The 15807-nt window shown below is 70.3% G+C and carries 18 protein-coding genes and 2 pseudogenes; 8 read left to right on the top strand and 12 right to left on the bottom strand.

Annotated elements, in window-relative coordinates:
* Positions 1–2: 2 nt before the first annotated feature.
* Positions 3–56, bottom strand: a pseudogene (locus tag ABD830_RS54320) (hypothetical protein); the annotation flags it as partial.
* 238 nt (positions 57–294) lie between these two features.
* Between ABD830_RS54320 and ABD830_RS26555 the strand changes: the two are divergent.
* The gene (locus tag ABD830_RS26555) at positions 295–1449 is read left to right on the top strand and encodes an RtcB family protein (protein ID WP_344992628.1); all 1155 of its coding nucleotides are present in this window, start codon (positions 295–297) and stop codon (positions 1447–1449) included.
* A 1-nt stretch (position 1450) separates the two neighbouring features.
* On the opposite strand, the gene ABD830_RS26550 is transcribed toward ABD830_RS26555, so the two are convergent.
* Positions 1451–2239 (bottom strand): SDR family NAD(P)-dependent oxidoreductase, encoded by a 789-nt coding sequence (locus ABD830_RS26550; RefSeq protein WP_344992625.1) that lies wholly within the window; start codon positions 2237–2239, stop codon positions 1451–1453.
* Complete coding sequence (locus tag ABD830_RS26545) at positions 2236–3060, bottom strand: MFS transporter (protein ID WP_344992622.1); 825 nt, start codon at positions 3058–3060, stop codon at positions 2236–2238. Before ABD830_RS26545 ends, ABD830_RS26550 begins: the two co-directional genes overlap by 4 nt.
* Positions 3061–3140: 80 nt before the next feature.
* Between ABD830_RS26545 and ABD830_RS26540 the strand changes: the two genes are divergently transcribed.
* The 3 genes from ABD830_RS26540 to ABD830_RS26530 are packed head-to-tail and all read left to right on the top strand — an operon-like array spanning position 3141 to position 4471.
* Positions 3141–3770, top strand: coding sequence for a TetR/AcrR family transcriptional regulator (locus tag ABD830_RS26540; RefSeq protein ID WP_344992619.1), 630 nt, complete (start codon positions 3141–3143; stop codon positions 3768–3770).
* A 48-nt stretch (positions 3771–3818) separates the two neighbouring features.
* A complete protein-coding gene (locus ABD830_RS26535) occupies positions 3819–4067 on the top strand; it encodes a hypothetical protein (RefSeq protein WP_344992616.1) in 249 nt (82 codons plus the stop codon).
* The gene (locus tag ABD830_RS26530) at positions 4064–4471 is read left to right on the top strand and encodes a hypothetical protein (RefSeq protein WP_344992613.1); all 408 of its coding nucleotides are present in this window, start codon (positions 4064–4066) and stop codon (positions 4469–4471) included. Before ABD830_RS26535 ends, ABD830_RS26530 begins: the two co-directional genes overlap by 4 nt.
* On the opposite strand, the gene ABD830_RS26525 is transcribed toward ABD830_RS26530, so the two are convergent.
* From ABD830_RS26525 to ABD830_RS26510, 4 genes are all read right to left on the bottom strand, one after another.
* Positions 4468–5595 carry a CU044_5270 family protein gene (locus ABD830_RS26525; protein ID WP_344992611.1) on the bottom strand — a complete coding sequence of 376 codons (1128 nt, stop codon included), beginning with the start codon at positions 5593–5595 and terminating at the stop codon, positions 4468–4470. The genes ABD830_RS26530 and ABD830_RS26525 overlap by 4 nt on opposite strands.
* On the bottom strand, positions 5592–6128 hold the full coding sequence (locus tag ABD830_RS26520) for an RNA polymerase sigma factor (protein WP_344992608.1): 537 nt from the start codon (positions 6126–6128) through the stop codon (positions 5592–5594). Before ABD830_RS26520 ends, ABD830_RS26525 begins: the two co-directional genes overlap by 4 nt.
* 133 nt (positions 6129–6261) lie before the next feature.
* Positions 6262–6477, bottom strand: coding sequence for a hypothetical protein (locus ABD830_RS26515; protein WP_344992605.1), 216 nt, complete (start codon positions 6475–6477; stop codon positions 6262–6264).
* An 87-nt stretch (positions 6478–6564) separates the two neighbouring features.
* A complete protein-coding gene (locus ABD830_RS26510) occupies positions 6565–7647 on the bottom strand; it encodes a serine hydrolase domain-containing protein (protein ID WP_344992602.1) in 1083 nt (360 codons plus the stop codon).
* A 73-nt stretch (positions 7648–7720) separates the two neighbouring features.
* Here ABD830_RS26510 and ABD830_RS26505 point away from each other — a divergent pair, with 73 nt between their 5' ends.
* Positions 7721–8389: a phosphotransferase gene (locus ABD830_RS26505; protein WP_344992599.1), complete on the top strand. Its 669-nt coding sequence runs from the start codon at positions 7721–7723 to the stop codon at positions 8387–8389.
* Positions 8390–8396: 7 nt separating this feature from the next.
* Here ABD830_RS26505 and ABD830_RS26500 read toward each other — a convergent pair whose 3' ends face one another.
* The 4 genes and pseudogenes from ABD830_RS26500 to ABD830_RS26485 form a co-directional block, all read right to left on the bottom strand.
* Positions 8397–9017, bottom strand: a complete 621-nt coding sequence (locus ABD830_RS26500) for a phosphotransferase (protein WP_344992596.1) — start codon at positions 9015–9017, stop codon at positions 8397–8399.
* A gap of 47 nt (positions 9018–9064) precedes the next feature.
* Positions 9065–9443, bottom strand: a pseudogene (locus tag ABD830_RS26495) (respiratory nitrate reductase subunit gamma).
* Positions 9444–9488: 45 nt separating this feature from the next.
* Positions 9489–10043, bottom strand: a complete 555-nt coding sequence (gene narJ, locus ABD830_RS26490; protein ID WP_344992593.1) for a nitrate reductase molybdenum cofactor assembly chaperone — start codon at positions 10041–10043, stop codon at positions 9489–9491.
* Complete coding sequence (locus ABD830_RS26485) at positions 10040–10246, bottom strand: hypothetical protein (RefSeq protein WP_344992590.1); 207 nt, start codon at positions 10244–10246, stop codon at positions 10040–10042. Before ABD830_RS26485 ends, narJ begins: the two co-directional genes overlap by 4 nt.
* A gap of 142 nt (positions 10247–10388) precedes the next feature.
* Here ABD830_RS26485 and ABD830_RS26480 point away from each other — a divergent pair, with 142 nt between their 5' ends.
* On the top strand, positions 10389–12077 hold the full coding sequence (locus ABD830_RS26480; protein WP_344992587.1) for an ABC transporter transmembrane domain-containing protein: 1689 nt from the start codon (positions 10389–10391) through the stop codon (positions 12075–12077).
* A gap of 49 nt (positions 12078–12126) precedes the next feature.
* Entirely contained in the window at positions 12127–13884 is a 1758-nt protein-coding gene (locus ABD830_RS26475) for an ABC transporter ATP-binding protein (RefSeq protein ID WP_344992584.1), read from the top strand.
* Between the two features lie 284 nt (positions 13885–14168).
* On the opposite strand, the gene ABD830_RS26470 is transcribed toward ABD830_RS26475, so the two are convergent.
* Positions 14169–15047: an MBL fold metallo-hydrolase gene (locus tag ABD830_RS26470; RefSeq protein WP_344992581.1), complete on the bottom strand. Its 879-nt coding sequence runs from the start codon at positions 15045–15047 to the stop codon at positions 14169–14171.
* Positions 15048–15114: 67 nt separating this feature from the next.
* On the opposite strand from ABD830_RS26470, the gene ABD830_RS26465 reads away from it, so the two are divergent.
* On the top strand, positions 15115–15567 hold the full coding sequence (locus tag ABD830_RS26465; RefSeq protein WP_344992578.1) for a MarR family winged helix-turn-helix transcriptional regulator: 453 nt from the start codon (positions 15115–15117) through the stop codon (positions 15565–15567).
* Positions 15568–15807 lie beyond the last annotated feature (240 nt).

Here is a 15807-nt window from a genome sequence, read left to right as displayed (position 1 = left end):
ATCTGGCGTTCCTGCTTCTTGATGGCCTGAGTGACCCGGGCGGGGGTCAGGCGCAGCCGCTCGGCGGTGCGGCCGAAGTGCAGCTCGTCGGCCAGCGTCAGGAAAATCTCGGTGTCGCAGAGCTCTATGACCCTTCCTCACGTGACCCACAAGTCAGGCCGTGGTTCACGCCGATTCTAGGTCTCGGGGAGAGCCGGAACGCCTCCCGGGGAAACTCCCCGTTCGATAAAATAAGTGGGATTTCCTTACCTGGTAACGCCACACTGATCAAGAACCAGTGAGGAGATTCATCCCATGCCGAACCAGCCCGCACCGAACCTGCTGTCGTGGGCCAGCGAGATCGACGAAGGCGCGATCACGCAGGCCGCTCGCACCGCGCGCCTGCCGTTCGTCTCCGGCCACGTCGCTCTCATGCCCGACGCGCACGTCGGCATCGGTGCGACGGTCGGCTCGGTGATCCCCACCGAGAACGCGATCATCCCCGCCGCCGTCGGCGTGGACATCGGTTGCGGCATGGTGGCCACGGAGACCTCGCTCACGGCCGCCGACCTGCCCGACACTCTCGCCGCCCTGATGCCGATGGTGGAGCACCGCATCCCTGCCGGCGTCGGGAAGGGGCACGACGACCCCTCCGTGGACCGCGCGCTCAGCGACCTCGGGCTCCCGCACACCGACCTCACCCCCAGGCAGGCGAAGAAGGTGGCCGACCAGTTCGGCACCCTCGGGTCCGGCAACCACTTCGTCGAGGTCTGCCTCGACGAGCGGGACCACGTCTGGACGGTGCTCCACTCGGGCTCGCGCGGCATCGGCAACCAGCTCGCCCAGATGCACATCACGGGCGCGAAGAAGCTGATGAAGGATCAGGCCGTCGGCCTGGAGGACCCGGACCTGGCGTACCTCGTGCAGAGCACGCCGGAGTTCACCGCGTACATCGAGGACATGCTGTGGGCGCAGCACTACGCCATGGCGTCGCGTGCCCGGATGGACAGGGTCCTGATCAACGCCCTGTTCCGGGTCGTCGGCGAGGGACAAAGGGTGCGCACCATCAATTGTCATCACAACTTTACCCAGCAGGAGAGCCACTACGGGAAGACCCTGTGGATCACCCGCAAGGGCGCCATCAAGGCCGACACCGGTGACGAGGGCGTGATCCCCGGCTCGATGGGCACCCAGTCGTACATCGTGCGCGGTCGCGGCAACCCCGAGTCGTACAACTCCTGCGCTCACGGCGCGGGGCGCCGCATGTCGCGTACCAAGGCGAAGAAGGAGCTGTCCGTGGCCTCCCTGACCCGGGCGATGGGCGGCCGCACCTGGAACGCGAACCGGGCAGCCGCGCTGGTCGATGAGCACCCGGAGGCGTACAAGCCCATCGACCAGGTGATGGCGGACCAGGAGGATCTGGTGGAGGTCCAGCACACGCTGCGCCAGATCTTCAACTACAAGGGCTAGCTCACCGCGCCGAAGACCTGGCGCTGGAGTCGATCAGCTCCAGCGTGCGGGCGTGGAGCCGTTCCGCGGCGGCAGGGGCGAACGCCGGGCGGTCCACGCTGATCCGGCGTTCGCGCATGAAGGCGCTGAGCGGCTCGGCGGGCGGGTCGTCGATCAGGGCGACGATCGGCTTGATGCCTTCCTCGACCGGCAGCCCGTGCCTCTTGAGTCGCGCCACGTGCGCGGCGGTCGCCCGGTCGTACTCGCCGGCCACGCTCGTGGAGACGCCGCCGGGGTGCATGAGGACATATCGGGTACGGTCGCCGTGCCGCGCGGCGAAGGCCACGCCCAGCAGGTCGTTCGCCTTTCCGGCCTGGAACTGCGCGGCCATGCCGTCGTACCCGCGCTCGAGCATGAGGTCGTCCCAGCGGACGAGCTCGGTCGGCTGTCCCGGGCCGGACACGTTCACGATGAGGCGGGGCGCGGTGAGGCCGTAACTGAGCAGGAAACGGCTCAGGTAGTCGAGGGCGAACGTGCCCTCCACCCCCTCGGCCGTCACGAACCGGTGCGTACGGAAGAAGCGCGCGCACAGCACGAGCGCGTCCACGGCCGGGAACCTGACGTTGATCTCCGCGATCACTCGCCGGTTCTCGCTGATCAGGCTCAGGTCAGCGGGGATGAACGCCGCCCCGGGGACGGCCTTGGTCCTGTCGCGTCCGATGACGGCCACGGCGTCGCCGCGTTCGAGGTAGGTGCGGGCGAGCGCCCGCCCCATGCCGTCCGTGCCGCCGCTGATCACCAGTGTCTTCATGAGGTCCTCGCCAGTTCTTCTTCCGGTACGGCGCCGAGCGCCGCGCCGAGCTGGTTGAGCATGTAGAGCACGGAGCTGCCCTGCGCCACCATGGACGGCGGCAGCGCGCGGTACAGGGCGCCCATCGTGGGCGCGCTGAAGCAGCCGCTGCCCAGCCCGATCGCGAACGCCGCCAGTGCCGGCCAGATCTCCGGCGTGTCCGTGCCGATCCCGGTGAAGGCCAGCGCGCCGAGTCCGGCCCCGATCGCGCCGCCGGCGGCCGACCCGCGGGCGCCGACGCGGTCCGACAGCCGCCCGGCCAGTGGCATGGCGAGCGCCCCGCCGAGCCCGATCGGCGCCATCAGCAACCCGGTGGCGAGCACGCCGTGTCCGTGGGCCTGCTGGTAGTACAGGGGCAGGGGGAAGAGGGCGGCGAAGAGGGCGAGCCCGCCGAGCCCCATGATCGCGACGCTCGCGCTGAAACCCCGGCCGGCGAACAGCCGCAGGTCGATCAGAGGCGGAGTGCGGCCGTCCGAACGGCCGCGCAGCGCGTTGACGGCGTAGGCGAGCAGCAGTGCCGCGCCCACGCCCAGCGGGAGCAGCGCCTGCCAGGCGGTGAACGCGCCCTGCTCGGCCGTCTGCGACAGCGCGAGGACGACGGCCGCGAACCCCGGCCCGAGCAGCGCCAGCCCCACGACGTCCAGCCGGGCGGTGGCCGGGCCCTCGCCGACGGCGACGGCGGCCATCGTGCTGTTGAGGATGCCCAGCAGCCCGCCGAGCAGGATCACGCCGATGACGCCCAGCAGCCGCGGGTCCAGACGATCGTCATCAATTGAACTCATGGGTTCAACGTAGTTATCTCATACGTTCGCATGCAACTCCTTCGTCCATCAAGTTGAACCGGGAAGTACAATCTGGAGGCATGGCCACCATCTCGCGGGGACGCATCGACAAGCGGCAGGCGATCTTGGAGGGCGCGTTCGCCGTGTTCGCCCGCCTGGGCTACGCGCAGGCCTGCGTGCAGGACATCGCGGACGAGGCCGGCGTGGCCAAGCCGACGGTGTACAACCACATGACGGACAAGGCCACCCTGTTCAGGAACGCCATGGAGGCCGCCGCGCAGACCGCCTTGAACGAGCGCCGGGCGGCCCTGGAGCCGCTGGCCGACCCCGGGGGCGACCTGCGTGCCACGCTGGAAAGCGTCGCCGGCGAGTTGCTCCGGCTCCACACCGACGAGCGCTCGTGCGCGCTGCGCCGCCTGCTCTACTCGGAGGCCCTCCGGTTCCCCGACGTGCTCGACATCGTCAAGGAGAGCGGTCCCCACCGCCTCAACCAGACGCTGGCCGACCGGCTGGCCCGGCTCGCGCTCGCGGGGCGGCTGCGGGCAGACGATCCGGACGTGGCGGCCGAGCAGTTCATGGCGCTGCTCATCGGCCCGCTGGAGGCCCGCTCCCAGATGGGCACCCGTACGATCCCGGCTGGTGAGCTGCGGGACGTGGCCGGCGCCGCCGTGGAGACCTTCATGAAAGCCTGGGCCACGGACCAATCATGACGACAAGGCCCCTTGTCGATGGTAGGCAAGGGATATAGTCTGCCGCGTGTGGTGGAACGAGACGACTACGCGGCCATCCGCGATCGGATCATCAGGCTCTCCCACACCCATGGCTTACGCTGCGACTGGGCGGAAACGACGAAACGCCAGCGATTCCTCCTGCTGTGGGACACCGAGGGTCGCGTCGCGGCCCGCGCCGTCGTCCCGCTCTACCCTGGGGAGACGCCGCACCTGGTGGACTCCCTCGAACGGGGGCTCGCGCCGTTGTTCGGCGACGACTGGCTGGAGGATCCATGACCGTGGACCGCGTTGACGTTCACATCACGCTGGCGGGCAGTCTCTGGCTGGCCCAGGTGGACGGCGTGGCCGGCGGCATGTCCGCCCGCACGTTGAAGGAGCTGCACGGGGACGTCGCCGAAGGGCTGCCGTTCCTCTTCGCCGACCGCCCGCAGCCGCCCACGCCGGTCTACCACTACACGCTGCCCGGCCTGTCCGAGCAGGATCTCGACGACTTCGCCGCACTCCAGCGCCAGGCCGCCGCGATCGCCGAGGACTACACGCGTACGCTGAAGAAACGCGTCAAGCACATGCACGAGCTCGGGCTGTCGGACGGTGACATCGGCGAGTTGCTCGGCCTGACCAAGCAGCGCATCCAGCAGATCCGCACCAACGCGAACGACGAGTCCCGCCAGGTCTCCTAGGGCTTGGCGTCGGTCCAGCCCGCCTCGATCAGCGCGGTGGAGTTCCAGACCGTGCCCGGCTCGAAGCCGGCCTGGAAGCCGCCCGGCTTCACGACGACGTTCTCGTTCGCCAGCGCGCGCCCGGTCGCCTCGTCGAAGATCAGCCGATTCTCCGTGACGCCGCCGCCCTGGGTGCGCTCCTTGATCGACACGGCCGTGCCCGGACGTCCCTCGGCGTCCGTGACGTTCTCGATGACCTTCACGCCGTCGAGCTCGGCCAGCATCCGGAACGCGGCTCCGCGCACCTCGGAGGTCACCGGCATGTCCATGATCAACCCCATGCTGACTACGAACAGCCACGCGTCGCCCGACTTCGGCACGTCGGTGTCCTGACCCTTCCAGGCCAGTAGGCGCTTCTTGAGCGCGTCCGGGTCGCTGGGCAACTCGCGCAGGTCCTTCATGGTGACGTTGCGGCCCAGCCAGAACACCTTGTCGCCGTCCACCAGGGGAGTGTGACCGGTCATGGCCCGTCGCTGCGACGTCTTCAGGACCATGGACCCACGCTTTCCGGGGACCGTGACCTCGATCGCGGTGGGAGACCCGGCCCGCTCCCACGCCTGGCGGTCCTCCTCGGTGACCGGGCGCGCCCCGAGGGACTGCATGCGACCCCACTGCTCCTGGTCGGCGCCAGTGGCGCGGGGCGTCCACGTCTCGCTCCGCTGCTGCTCCATGATCCGGTAGCCGCCCTGGGCGGCACTGTACAGGCTGCGTCCCACCGACACGCTGTGCCAGTACGCGCCGGTGCCGTCCGGCTGCCGGTCCGCCTTCGCGGCGGCGGCCAGCAGCACGTGGCGGGCCGACAGCGTCACCTTCTGGGTGCTCGGCACGCTCGCGGGGCTGCCGACGGGCGGACGCGGCGCCGGCGCCGTGCCGTTCATGGAGACGACCACGGCCGCCGCTGTCACGGCCGCCGCGGCCCCTGCCAGGCCCAGCCCCCACGCGGGCCGGACGGCTCGGCGCCTGCGGCGCACCGGCCTCGGGACCGCCATGGCGCGGGAGAGCTCGGCGGCTCTGGTGCGCGGGTCGATGGGCCGGTCATCGAGGTGGGCGGGCCTGGCGGCCTTGAGTTCTTCGATGGGGTTCATGACCACTCCTCGCTGAGGTTCCGCACGTGGGGCAGGGGTTCGCGCCGGGCGCCGGCATCTGTGGCTTCCATGGCCTGTTTGAGCCGTTTGCGGGCCCGATGCAGCCGTACGCGGAACGCCGCCGACGAGCAGCCGACGACCCGCGCGCCCTCCTTCGGCGACAGCCCGTGCCAGGCGACCAGGACGAGGAGCTCCCGGTCGTCGTCGGCCAGCGTGGCCAGCGCGCGCAGCACGCCCAGCCGCTCGGTCACCTGATCGGCGACGTCCCCCTCCGTCCAGGCCCGCAGCTCGGCCGCGATCGCCTCCCGGCGTACCTCGGCGCGTACGTTGTCACGCAGCACGTTCCTCGCGACGCCCAGCAACCACGGCAGCGCCGGCTCGGGCACGTCGTCCAGCCGCCGCCAGGCGATCGCGAACGTCTCGCTCACCACCTCGTCCGCCACCTGCCGCCCCGCGCGGCTGACCACATAGGCCCACACGCGTTGCCGGCATTCGTCGTACATGCCGGTGAACCGGTGCGCATCATCCGTCACCCGCCCAGCCCCTTCGTTCGGGATGCGTTCTTCTGACACCACGAAGTGGTCCGAACCCTCCTGTTGTTACACCTCGGCTGGTGAAATGCCGAACGGCGCCCCCTTGTCCGGGAGGCGCCGTTCGTACGCGGGACTACCTGACCCAGAGGTAGTACCAGCCCGTGCCGTTCAGCGAGCACTTGTACTCGTGCCAGCCCTCACGCTTGTACTGCTGGCCCATGTCGACGCACTTGCTGTAGCTGGTGTACTCGCCGATGTAGGTCCAGTCGGCGGCCTGTGCCGGCGCGGCTACGCCGAAGGCGGCCAGCGCTGCGATACCTGCTGCGACGATGCCTGCACGAACGCGCATGCGTGTTTCTTCCCTTCTGCGGGGGGCTTACGTGACCAACGATCACGACCGGCGCCACAAAAGGGCTATAGATCGGATACAGAACAATCAGGCAGTCAGCCCCTCGTAGGCGGCCAGCACGAACCCCATGCCGCGGTCGTCCCCGAGCGTGCCCGGCTCGAGCATCTGGTTCATCATGTACGCCACCGTCATGCGGGCATCGAGGTCGATCAGCACCAGGGAGCCGCCGCGCCCGCCCCAGGAGCACGTACGCGGCCCGCCGACCAGCCCGTACCCCATGCCGTACCGCATCCGCGTGCCCAGGACGGAATCGAACCCCTGGTACTGCTCCTCCAGGGCGCGCTCACAGCCTGCCTCCGACAGCAGTCGCACTCCGCGCAGCGCTCCGCCGCAGGCGAGCACGGACTGGACGAGGCCGACCGAGCGGGCGTTGCCGTGGCCGTTCGCGGCCGGGATCTCGGCACGCCGCCAGGCGGCGGTGTTCACGTCCGCGGGCTCCACCGGGGGATTGCCGGACGGGTGGGAAGGAGCGTTCGGAGGCGGGATGTTGGGGGCGACCCGGTGATCGTGCTCGGCGGTGAGGCCGATGTGGAAGTCGGCGCCCAGCGGCCCGGTCACCTCCTCGGCGAAGAAGGCGCCCAGGCTGCGACCGGTGACGCGGCGGACCACCTCCCCGACCAGGAACCCCTGAGTGATCGCGTGATACCCGGCCTCGGTGCCGGACTCCCAGTGCGGCGCCTGCGCGGCCAGTCGCGACGTGGCCAGGTGCCAGTCGTAGAGGTCCTCGACCGCCATCGGCTCGTCCCAGGTGGGCAGGCCGGCGGTGTGGGAGAGCACGTGCCGTATCCGCACGTGCTCCTTGCCCGCGGCGGCGAACTCCGGCCAGTAGGCGGCGACCGGCGCGTCCAGGTCGAGTTCGCCCCGATCGGCGAGGATCAGCGCGCACAGCGCTGTCATCGTCTTGGTGGTGGACCAGACATTGGTGATGGTGTCGCGCTCCCAGGGGACGGTGCGGGCCGCGTCGGCGTACCCGCCCCAGATGTCCACCACCGGCTCGCCGTCGACGTAGACCGCCACCGAGGCGCCCACGTCGTCTTTGTCGAGTGAGGCGGCGAGCAGGTCGCGCACCTCACCGAAGCGGTCCTCGCACATGCCATGAACGTCGGCCATGAACGGAACCTAACCCGAGTCACCGCGGGCGAGCCACGGCTTTTGTGCCCGCGTTCATCGGTAGGTTGCGGCCATGGAGATCGGTGAGTTGCTGGGGTCCGGGCGGACCGCGGACGTGTACGCCATCGACGGCGACCGGGTGTTACGGCGCTACCGGATGGACATCGACGCGCGGCGGGAGGCGGCGGTCATCGCGTACGTGGCCGCGCACGGCTTCCCGGTGCCCGCGGTGTATCCCGGCGCGGCTCAGGTCACCGACCTGGTGATGGCGCGGCTGACCGGGCCGACCATGTTGCGGGCGCTCATCGACGGGGAGATCGCGCCCGAGGAGGCGGGCGCGGTGCTGGCGCGGCTGCTGCTGCGGCTGCACGAGATCCCGGCCCGGGTGTCCGGGGATCCCGCTGATCGGGTGCTCCATCTCGATCTGCATCCGGACAACGTCATGCTGACGCCCCGAGGGCCCGTGGTGATCGACTGGTGCAACAGCCAGGAGGGACCGCCGGGGATGGACTGCGCCATGTCCGCGGTGATCATCGCGCAGGTGGCGGTGGATGAGGAGAGCGAGTTCGCCGGGCCGGCGCGGGCGGCCCTCGTCGCCCTGCTCGCCGGGCTCGGCGGCGCCATGGACTTCGAGGACGGGCTCGAGCGGGCCAGGGCGAGGAGGGGCGCGAATGCGACGCTCACCCGGCGGGAGCTCTCGCTGCTCGCCGACGCCGTGCGGCTGATCCGCGCCCGCGCCTGACGGGCGCCTATTCGATCCAGGCGGTCGTCGCGTCGATGCGTTCGCGCCAGATCTTCTCGCCGCCACCGCCGGGCTCCCAGCGGACGCAGAAGTCGAGCAGGTCACGGCAGCGCGTCACCATCGCCTCATGGCGCTCGGCCCACTCGGGAACCGGGCCGTCGTAGGCGGCGAAGAAGTGGGTGAGCAGCGGGACGTGCTCCGGGTGGTGGCTGCGGATGATCCACTCGCACCACGCCAGGTCCTCGACCGGGCGCCCGGGGTGGGCCCACTCCCAGTCGAGTATGGCGGTCGTCCTGAACGTGGCCGGGTCGAACAGCATGTTCTGCGGGCCGAAGTCACCATGCACGATGCCCAGCCGGTGGAGCTCGGACAGGATCCGGCCGCACTCGGTGAGCACCTCCGCGGCGTGGCCCTCGTCGAGGAGGTCCTGGCCGTGGACGCCGGAGACGAAGCGGGTGGTCAGGCTCGTCTCGGTGACCTTGTGCACGCGGGGCACGGGGATGCGGCCACGCAGGCGGCGCAGGTATCTGCTCTCCGTGCCCAGCCGGAACGCCGCCTCCGGGCCCTGGTAGCACTTCACGACCAGGGCGCCGTCGCCGAATGTGCTGTTGGTGTACCCGTGCTTCACAAGGGTCGATTCTGGCGCACCCGAGCCGCTCCCAGACGCCCGGCACGCTATCGAACGCGACTCCGATACACGATGTAAGGACGGAACAAATAGCCCAAAGGGGCGGAAAACGCATGCACCAGGCGGCTGAACGGGAAGAGAACAAGCAGCGCCATCCCGACGACGGTGTGCACCTTGTAAAGAATGTCGGCCTGCCCCATCGACATGGCGTCCGGCCGTGGTCGCCATGAACACCGGGTCGTCGGTACGGCGGCGGTGGATCAGCAGGACCATGCCGGCCAGCGTGGCCAGGCCCGAGAGGCCGCCCCAGAACAGCGGGCTCGCCAGGCGCAGCAGCGCGCTCTCGTGGAGCTGGGACGAGCGGGTGGTCCAGCCGAACCTGTCGTACCGGTAACGCCAGATCAGCCCGCCCACGAAGATCACCAAGGTGAGATACGGGGGCGACCATCCAGATCATGCTCTCGCCCCATGTCACAGGTAGCCTCCTACGGTCTCGGCGGGCGGCCCGCCCTGCGCCAGGCGCGTGGCCTGGAGCCGTTCCGCGGCGGTGATCGGCGGGAGGGTCGCGCAGACCGCGCCGATCACGTACGCGTACGGTGAGTCGCGGTCGGTCAGGGCGGTGAGCAGCAGCTCCAGCCCCGGCCTGTGCTCCATGAGCAGCGCGGCGCCGGAGTGATCGTGCGCGGCGAACTCCAGCATCACCGGCAGGAAGTCGGGCAGCTCGTCGTCCATGAGCTCCCACCCGGCCGCGCGGTAGCGCTGTTTCAGCGCGGCCAGCGAGCGGCCGCGGCGGCGGGTGTCGCCGTCGGTGTAGTAGGTCAGATAGAGGCAGCAGCGCCGGTGCAGGTCGAACGTCTCCACGTAGTGCGCGGCCAGCTCGCCGGGGCCGAGCTCGGAGACCTGCGACAGGAACGTCCCGAAATGCGGCTCGGCGGCCTCCCTGATCAGCGGGAGGCGGCGCCAGAAGCGCTCGTCGGGGTAGGCGAGGAGATGCGCGGCGGCTTGCCAGATCACGGCCCTGTTCATGAGCTTCCTCTCTTGGGGCCCCTCTTGGGCGGGAACAGGCCGGCGGGGGTGCCGCGGCCGTCCCAGTTGAGTAGGCTCCACCGGTCGCGGTAATAGGCGTCGCCTTCCGTGCCGCCCTTCAGATAGAGAGTGCGCAGGTCGGTGCTGGTGACCGACCTGCGCAGGAATCGGCCGGTCTTCAGCAGGAGGCCCTCCGCGCTCATACCCCCACTTCATCACAGAAAGTGAGACTCTGTTACACAGGGTGTATGCCTGAGCTTCGTAAAGGTCACGTGCCTGTGGAGGTGCCGGCGCGGAGAAAACCGTTTGCCCGGCCGGGGGGTGCCTTGTCAACCTTGTCAGGCCATGCGCTCCCTTCCTGAAGCCGATCCCGGCGAGCCCGACAAACGCAGCCCGCTCCGCTATCTGTGGTGGACCGCGCGGCGGCAGGGCGCACCCCTTCTCGCGGGCATCGGCTTCGCGACGCTGTGGTGGCTGGTGCAGGCGCTGATGCCGGCGGCGCTCGGCAAGGGGATCGAGGCGGTCACCGCCAAGGACACCGGGGCGCTGGTGCTCTGGGCGTCGGTCCTGTTCGGGCTGGGGCTGGTGCAGGCGTACAGCGGGATCATGCGGCACCGGATGGCGGTCTACAACTGGCTGGCCGCCGCGTACCGCACCGTCCAGCTGACCGCCAGGCAGGCCGCCCGGCTGGGCGCCACGCTGCCGAAGCGGCTCTCGACCGGCGAGGTCGTCAGCGTCGGCAACTCCGACATCGCCCACATCGGCAACTCCATGGACATCCTGCTGCGCGGCACCGGCGCCGTCGTGGCGATCGTCACCGTCACCGTGATCCTCATCTCGACCTCGCTGCCGCTGGGGCTGCTGGTCCTGTTCGGCGTGCCGCTCATGGCCGTCGCCGTCGGGCCGCTGCTCAGGCCCCTGCACAAGCGGCAGGCCAGGCAGCGCGAGCTGACCGGCGACCTGTCCACCAGGGCCGCCGACATCGTGGCGGGCCTCCGGGTGCTGCGCGGCATCGGCGGCGAGCAGGTCTTCGCCGCGCGCTACCGCGCCGGGTCCCAGCGGGTCCGGCAGGCCGGAGTAGGCGTGGCCGGGGTCGAGTCGGTGCTCGAAGGCGCCCAGATCGTGCTGCCCGGCCTGCTCATCGCGGTCGTCACCGGCGTCGGCGCCTCGTTCGCCGTCGCCGGGGAGATCCCCACGGGGCAGTTGGTCGCCTTCTACCTCTATGCCGTGTTCCTGATCGGGCCCATGCGCACGCTCACCGAGGCCGCCGACAAGCTCACCAAGGGCCACGTGGCGGCCGGGCGCGTGATCCGGATCCTGTCCATCGAGCCCGAGATCACCGGCGGCGCCGGGAGCAGCGCGGGTGGCGTGCTGCGCGACTCGTACAGCGGCGTCACCCTCCAGCCCGGCTGCCTCACGGCGGTCGCCGCCGACGCGCCCGAGGACGCCATCGCCATCGCCGACCGGCTCGGCCGCTACGCCGACGGCGATGTCATGTTCGGGGCGGCCGACCTGTCCACGCTGCCCATCGAGGAGGTCCGCTCCCGGATCCTGGTCGCCGACAACGGCGCCCGGCTGTTCACCGGCCGCCTGCGCGACGAACTGGACGTGCGCGGCGAGGCCACCGACGAGGAGGTGCGCCAGGCCCTGCACGCGGCCTGCGCCGAGGACATCGTCGAGGCCCTGCCCGACGGACTCTCCGCCATGGTGGCGGAGGGCGGGCGGGAGTTCTCGGGCGGGCAGCAGCAACGGCTCCGCCTGCTCAGGGCGCTGCTGGCCGACCCGGAGGTGCTCATCCTCGTCGAGCCCACCAGCGCCGTCGACGCCCACACCGAGGCCCGCATCGCCGAACGCCTGGCCAAGGCCAGGGCCGGCAGGACCACGCTGATCTGCACGACCAGCCCGCTGGTGCTCGACCGCACCGACCACGTCGTTTACGTGAAGGACGGGCGAGTGCTGGCGGAGGGCACGCACCGGCAACTGCTGGGCGACTCGCCGGAGTACGCCGCGACCGTGACGCGCGGAGAGGACTGAACCATGCCCCGGACGTATGAGGCTTCTGCATGCCGGGAGGTGAGGCCGCATGGCTCGTGAGATCCTGCCGGTCGCCGACCGGAAACAGGTGCGCGCCTACGCCAGGCGGCTGACGCTCCGCTACCCGCGCCGGCTTGCGCTCGCGCTCGCCCTGCACGGGCTGGCGGCCGTCGCGGGTCTGGTCGTGCCGTGGCAGCTCGGCGGGCTGGTGCAGGACGTCCAGTACGGCGCCGAGGTGAACGTCGCCGTCGTGGCCGCCGCCATCGGCGGCTTCCTGCTGCTGCAGGGCGTGCTCGTACGGTACGCGGTGCTGGCCTCGGCCAGGCTCGGCGAGAAGGTGCTGGCCGAGCTCCGGGAGGAGTTCGTGAACCGGGTGCTCGGGCTGCCGCTCTCCACGGTCGAGCGGGCCGGGTCCGGTGACCTGATCACGCGTACCTCCCGTGACGTGGACTCGCTGTCCCGGACCGTACGGAACGCCGTGCCGGAGACGCTGATCGCCCTGGTCACCTTCCTGATCACGATCGGCGCGCTGCTCCTGGTCAGTCCGCTGCTCATGCTGCCGATGCTGATCACCGGGCCGGTGATCTGGATCTCCACCCGGTGGTACCTGAAACGGGCGCGGGACGGCTATCTCCGTGAGAACGCCGCCTATGCCGACATGACCGAAGGACTGGCCGAAACCGTCGAAGGTGCCCGGGCCGTGGAGGCGCTCGGGCTTCAGGCGCGCCGCCGAGCGCGTACCGACGGCGACATCAGCCGCTCTTTCGCGGCCGAACGGTACACGCTCGGGCTCCGCACCAGGTGGTATCCCGCGGTCGAGCTGGGATATGTGATCCCGGTCGTGACCACCTTGCTGGTCGGCGGCCTGTTCTACGCCAACGGGTGGGTGGCGCTCTCCCAGGTGGCCACCGCCACGCTCTACGCGCAGCAGCTGATCGACCCCCTGGACAGGTTCCTGAGCTGGATCGACGAGCTGCAGGTGGGCGGGGCGTCCATGGCCCGGCTGCTGGGCGTGTCCAACGTGCCCGACGACCGGGTGTCCGGCGCCTCGCGCCCCTCCGGGGAGCTGCTGGAGGCGGCCGGCGTCCGTTACGCGTACCGCGAGGGCCGCGACGTGCTGCACGGGGTGTCCCTGACCGTCCGCCCCGGGGAGCGGCTGGCCATGGTGGGACCATCCGGGGCCGGCAAGTCCACGTTGGGGCGGCTGCTGGCGGGCATCCACGGGCCGCGTACCGGATCGGTGACCGTGGGCGGGGTGCCGCTCGTGGATCTGCCGCTGGGCGAGCTGCGGGGGCACGTGGCGCTGGTCACGCAGGAGCACCACGTGTTCAAGGGGTCGTTGCGCGACAACCTGCTGATCGCCCGCCCGGACGCCGACGACGCGGCCGTACGGAAGGCGCTCGAGGCGGTGGACGCGCTGGACTGGGTGCTCGCCCTGCCCTCGGGCCTGGAGACGGAAGTGGGCTCCGGAGGCCTGGCGGTGTCGCCCGCGCAGGCCCAGCAACTCGCCCTGGCCCGCCTGGTGCTCGCCGACCCGCACACGCTGGTGCTGGACGAGGCCACCTCGCTGATCGACCCTCGGGCGGCCCGGCACTTGGAGCGGTCGCTGGCCGCCGTACTGGACGGGCGCACGGTGATCGCCATCGCCCACCGGCTCTACACGGCGCACGATGCCGATCGGGTGGCTGTCGTGGAGGACGGGCGGATCAGCGAGCTGGGGTCGCACGAGGAGCTGGTGGCCAAGGGCGGGTCGTACGCGGCGCTCTGGACCAGCTGGCACGGCACTCCCACGACCATCTCCTCCTGAATGTGTAATAGCTCCTGGTTCTGGTGGCTGTGTCTGCGGAGCGTCGCACCGTGATTGATGGGTACCCGCTCGTGAGTGGCGGATGGCGCAGGGCATCCCGGCGGCCACCCTCCTGAGCAGGTGGCCGCCGGGGTAACAGGGGTCAGAGGTCAGAGGCCAGGGGCCGGAGGTCCGCGGCCAGGGGTGCAGAGGCCAGGGGCCGGAGGTCAGGGGTCAGAGGTCCGCGGCCAGGGGTGCAGAGGCCAAGGGCCAAGGGCCAGAAACCAGAGGCCAAGGGCCAGAGGTCAGGCCACGGGGACCCAGGTGGGGCCGTCGGCGGTGTCCTCGGCGCGGCCGAACACCACGTCGGCGAAGTGCCCGCCGAAGCCGATCGTGTCGGGTCGCAGCAGTTCCTTGACCAGCCGGTGCCGGTGCAGGGTCGACTCCACCGAGTCCAGGTCCGGGGCGGCGGACCAGTCCGGATGGCGGATCTGGGCCGCGGTGTGCAGGGCGTCGCCGAAAGCGATCAGCCGCCGGTCGCCGGACGTGATCGTGTACGTGGCATGCCCGGCCGTGTGCCCGGGAGCCAGCGCCACCCGAACACCCGGGAAGATCTCCTCGCCCTCTCGCACAGTGCGCACATATGGCGTCAGCGCGGTGAGCATCTCCTCGGTCGTGCCCTGCTCGATGCTCAGCTGGCGCTGATCCCATTCGGGCTCGCTGAACAGGTAGGCAGCCGGGGCGAAGGCGGGCCGGTCGCTCCCTGGCGCGGGGTGCCAGGCCCAGCCCAGGTGGTCGAGGTGCAGGTGGGTGAAGGCCACCGCCTCGATCTCTTCTGGCCTCCGCCCCAGCCGCGCAAGGTTGTCAAGCAGTTGACCACCGTGGATGGCGCCGATCCGCGGGTTGCCCGGGTCGTCGGGTACGGACACCGGTCCAACCCCGGCATCGATCAGCAGCGCCCTCTCGCCGTACTCCACCAGCAACCCGCCGATGCTGCCCACCAGGTTTCCCGTGCCGTCGAGAAAGGCGGCGTTGTCGTTCCAGTCCTGCTCTGTCGTTCCTGGCAGCCATCCGTAGGGCTTCAGCTGCACCACACCGTCAGGAACATAGGTGATCTTCAGATCGCCGAACTCCAGCGAACGGATAGGGGACGGCCGACGCAGACGCTCTTCGTAAAGGCTCATGCCTCGAGAACTTACAACTAGAACTATTAAAGCTGCAAATATATAGGCTTGAGGTAGTCTGGTAGGTATGACGCTGCCCGAGCCGTCCACCCATGCCGCCGCCGCCGACAGTGAGGCGCTGGCCGCTGCCGAGCGGAACCTGTGCGGGCTCGTCAACGCCCTGGCCAGGCAGATCGAAGGCCACATCAGGGAGCGGGCCGGCGCCCTGAACCTGACCGCCGCTCAAGCAGTGGCGCTGCGTGAGCTCACCGGCCCGCTGACCATGCGTGACCTGGCCGACCGCATGGGGTGCGAGCCGTCGAACGCCACGTTCGTCGTCGACCGGTTGGAGGAACAGGGCATCGTCGAACGGCGCCCCCACCCGAGCGACCGCCGGGCCAAACAACTCGTGCTCACCTCCGAAGGCGTCGCCCTGCGCGACCGCCTGCTGGGCCTGCTCACCGAGGGCTCACCCTTGGCCAAGATCACGCCACAGGAGCAGGCCACCCTGAACGATCTGCTCCTCCGGGCGCTGCAGTAGACAGGAAGTCCGCACGCCACTTCGTTGTCGGACCAAGACCAGGGCTGGTCTGCACTGTCTGGTCGGGCCTGCACTGCCCTGGCTGGTCTGCACCGGCTGCTCTGCCCTGGCCCGCACTGACCTGGCCGGTCTGCACTGACCTGGTCTGCGCTGGCTGCTCTGCCCTGGCCCGCACTGACCTGGCCGGTCTGCCCTGGCTGGTCTGCACTGACCTGGCCTGCCCTGCCCTGCTCGCCCTGG

Source organism: Nonomuraea helvata, assembly GCF_039535785.1.
In the GTDB taxonomy this organism is placed as follows: domain Bacteria; phylum Actinomycetota; class Actinomycetes; order Streptosporangiales; family Streptosporangiaceae; genus Nonomuraea; species Nonomuraea helvata.
Note: the sequence above shows the minus strand (reverse complement) of the source record. Positions and strands in the feature narration are given on the sequence as shown.

Bases quoted from the DNA above. Each gene is read 5' to 3' on its own strand.
- ABD830_RS26515 (WP_344992605.1), bottom strand. From the start codon at position 6,477: ATGCGCGTTCGTGCAGGCATCGTCGCAGCAGGTATCGCAGCGCTGGCC.
- ABD830_RS26530 (WP_344992613.1), top strand. From the start codon at position 4,064: ATGACCGTGGACCGCGTTGACGTTCACATCACGCTGGCGGGCAGTCTC.
- ABD830_RS26545 (WP_344992622.1), bottom strand. From the start codon at position 3,060: ATGAGTTCAATTGATGACGATCGTCTGGACCCGCGGCTGCTGGGCGTC.
- ABD830_RS26555 (WP_344992628.1), top strand. From the start codon at position 295: ATGCCGAACCAGCCCGCACCGAACCTGCTGTCGTGGGCCAGCGAGATC.
- ABD830_RS26505 (WP_344992599.1), top strand. From the start codon at position 7,721: ATGGAGATCGGTGAGTTGCTGGGGTCCGGGCGGACCGCGGACGTGTAC.
- ABD830_RS26465 (WP_344992578.1), top strand. From the start codon at position 15,115: ATGACGCTGCCCGAGCCGTCCACCCATGCCGCCGCCGCCGACAGTGAG.
- ABD830_RS26550 (WP_344992625.1), bottom strand. From the start codon at position 2,239: ATGAAGACACTGGTGATCAGCGGCGGCACGGACGGCATGGGGCGGGCG.
- ABD830_RS26510 (WP_344992602.1), bottom strand. From the start codon at position 7,647: ATGGCCGACGTTCATGGCATGTGCGAGGACCGCTTCGGTGAGGTGCGC.
- ABD830_RS26540 (WP_344992619.1), top strand. From the start codon at position 3,141: ATGGCCACCATCTCGCGGGGACGCATCGACAAGCGGCAGGCGATCTTG.
- ABD830_RS26475 (WP_344992584.1), top strand. From the start codon at position 12,127: ATGGCTCGTGAGATCCTGCCGGTCGCCGACCGGAAACAGGTGCGCGCC.
- ABD830_RS26525 (WP_344992611.1), bottom strand. From the start codon at position 5,595: ATGAACCCCATCGAAGAACTCAAGGCCGCCAGGCCCGCCCACCTCGAT.
- ABD830_RS26480 (WP_344992587.1), top strand. From the start codon at position 10,389: ATGCGCTCCCTTCCTGAAGCCGATCCCGGCGAGCCCGACAAACGCAGC.
- ABD830_RS26470 (WP_344992581.1), bottom strand. From the start codon at position 15,047: ATGAGCCTTTACGAAGAGCGTCTGCGTCGGCCGTCCCCTATCCGTTCG.
- ABD830_RS26485 (WP_344992590.1), bottom strand. From the start codon at position 10,246: ATGAGCGCGGAGGGCCTCCTGCTGAAGACCGGCCGATTCCTGCGCAGG.
- narJ (WP_344992593.1), bottom strand. From the start codon at position 10,043: ATGAACAGGGCCGTGATCTGGCAAGCCGCCGCGCATCTCCTCGCCTAC.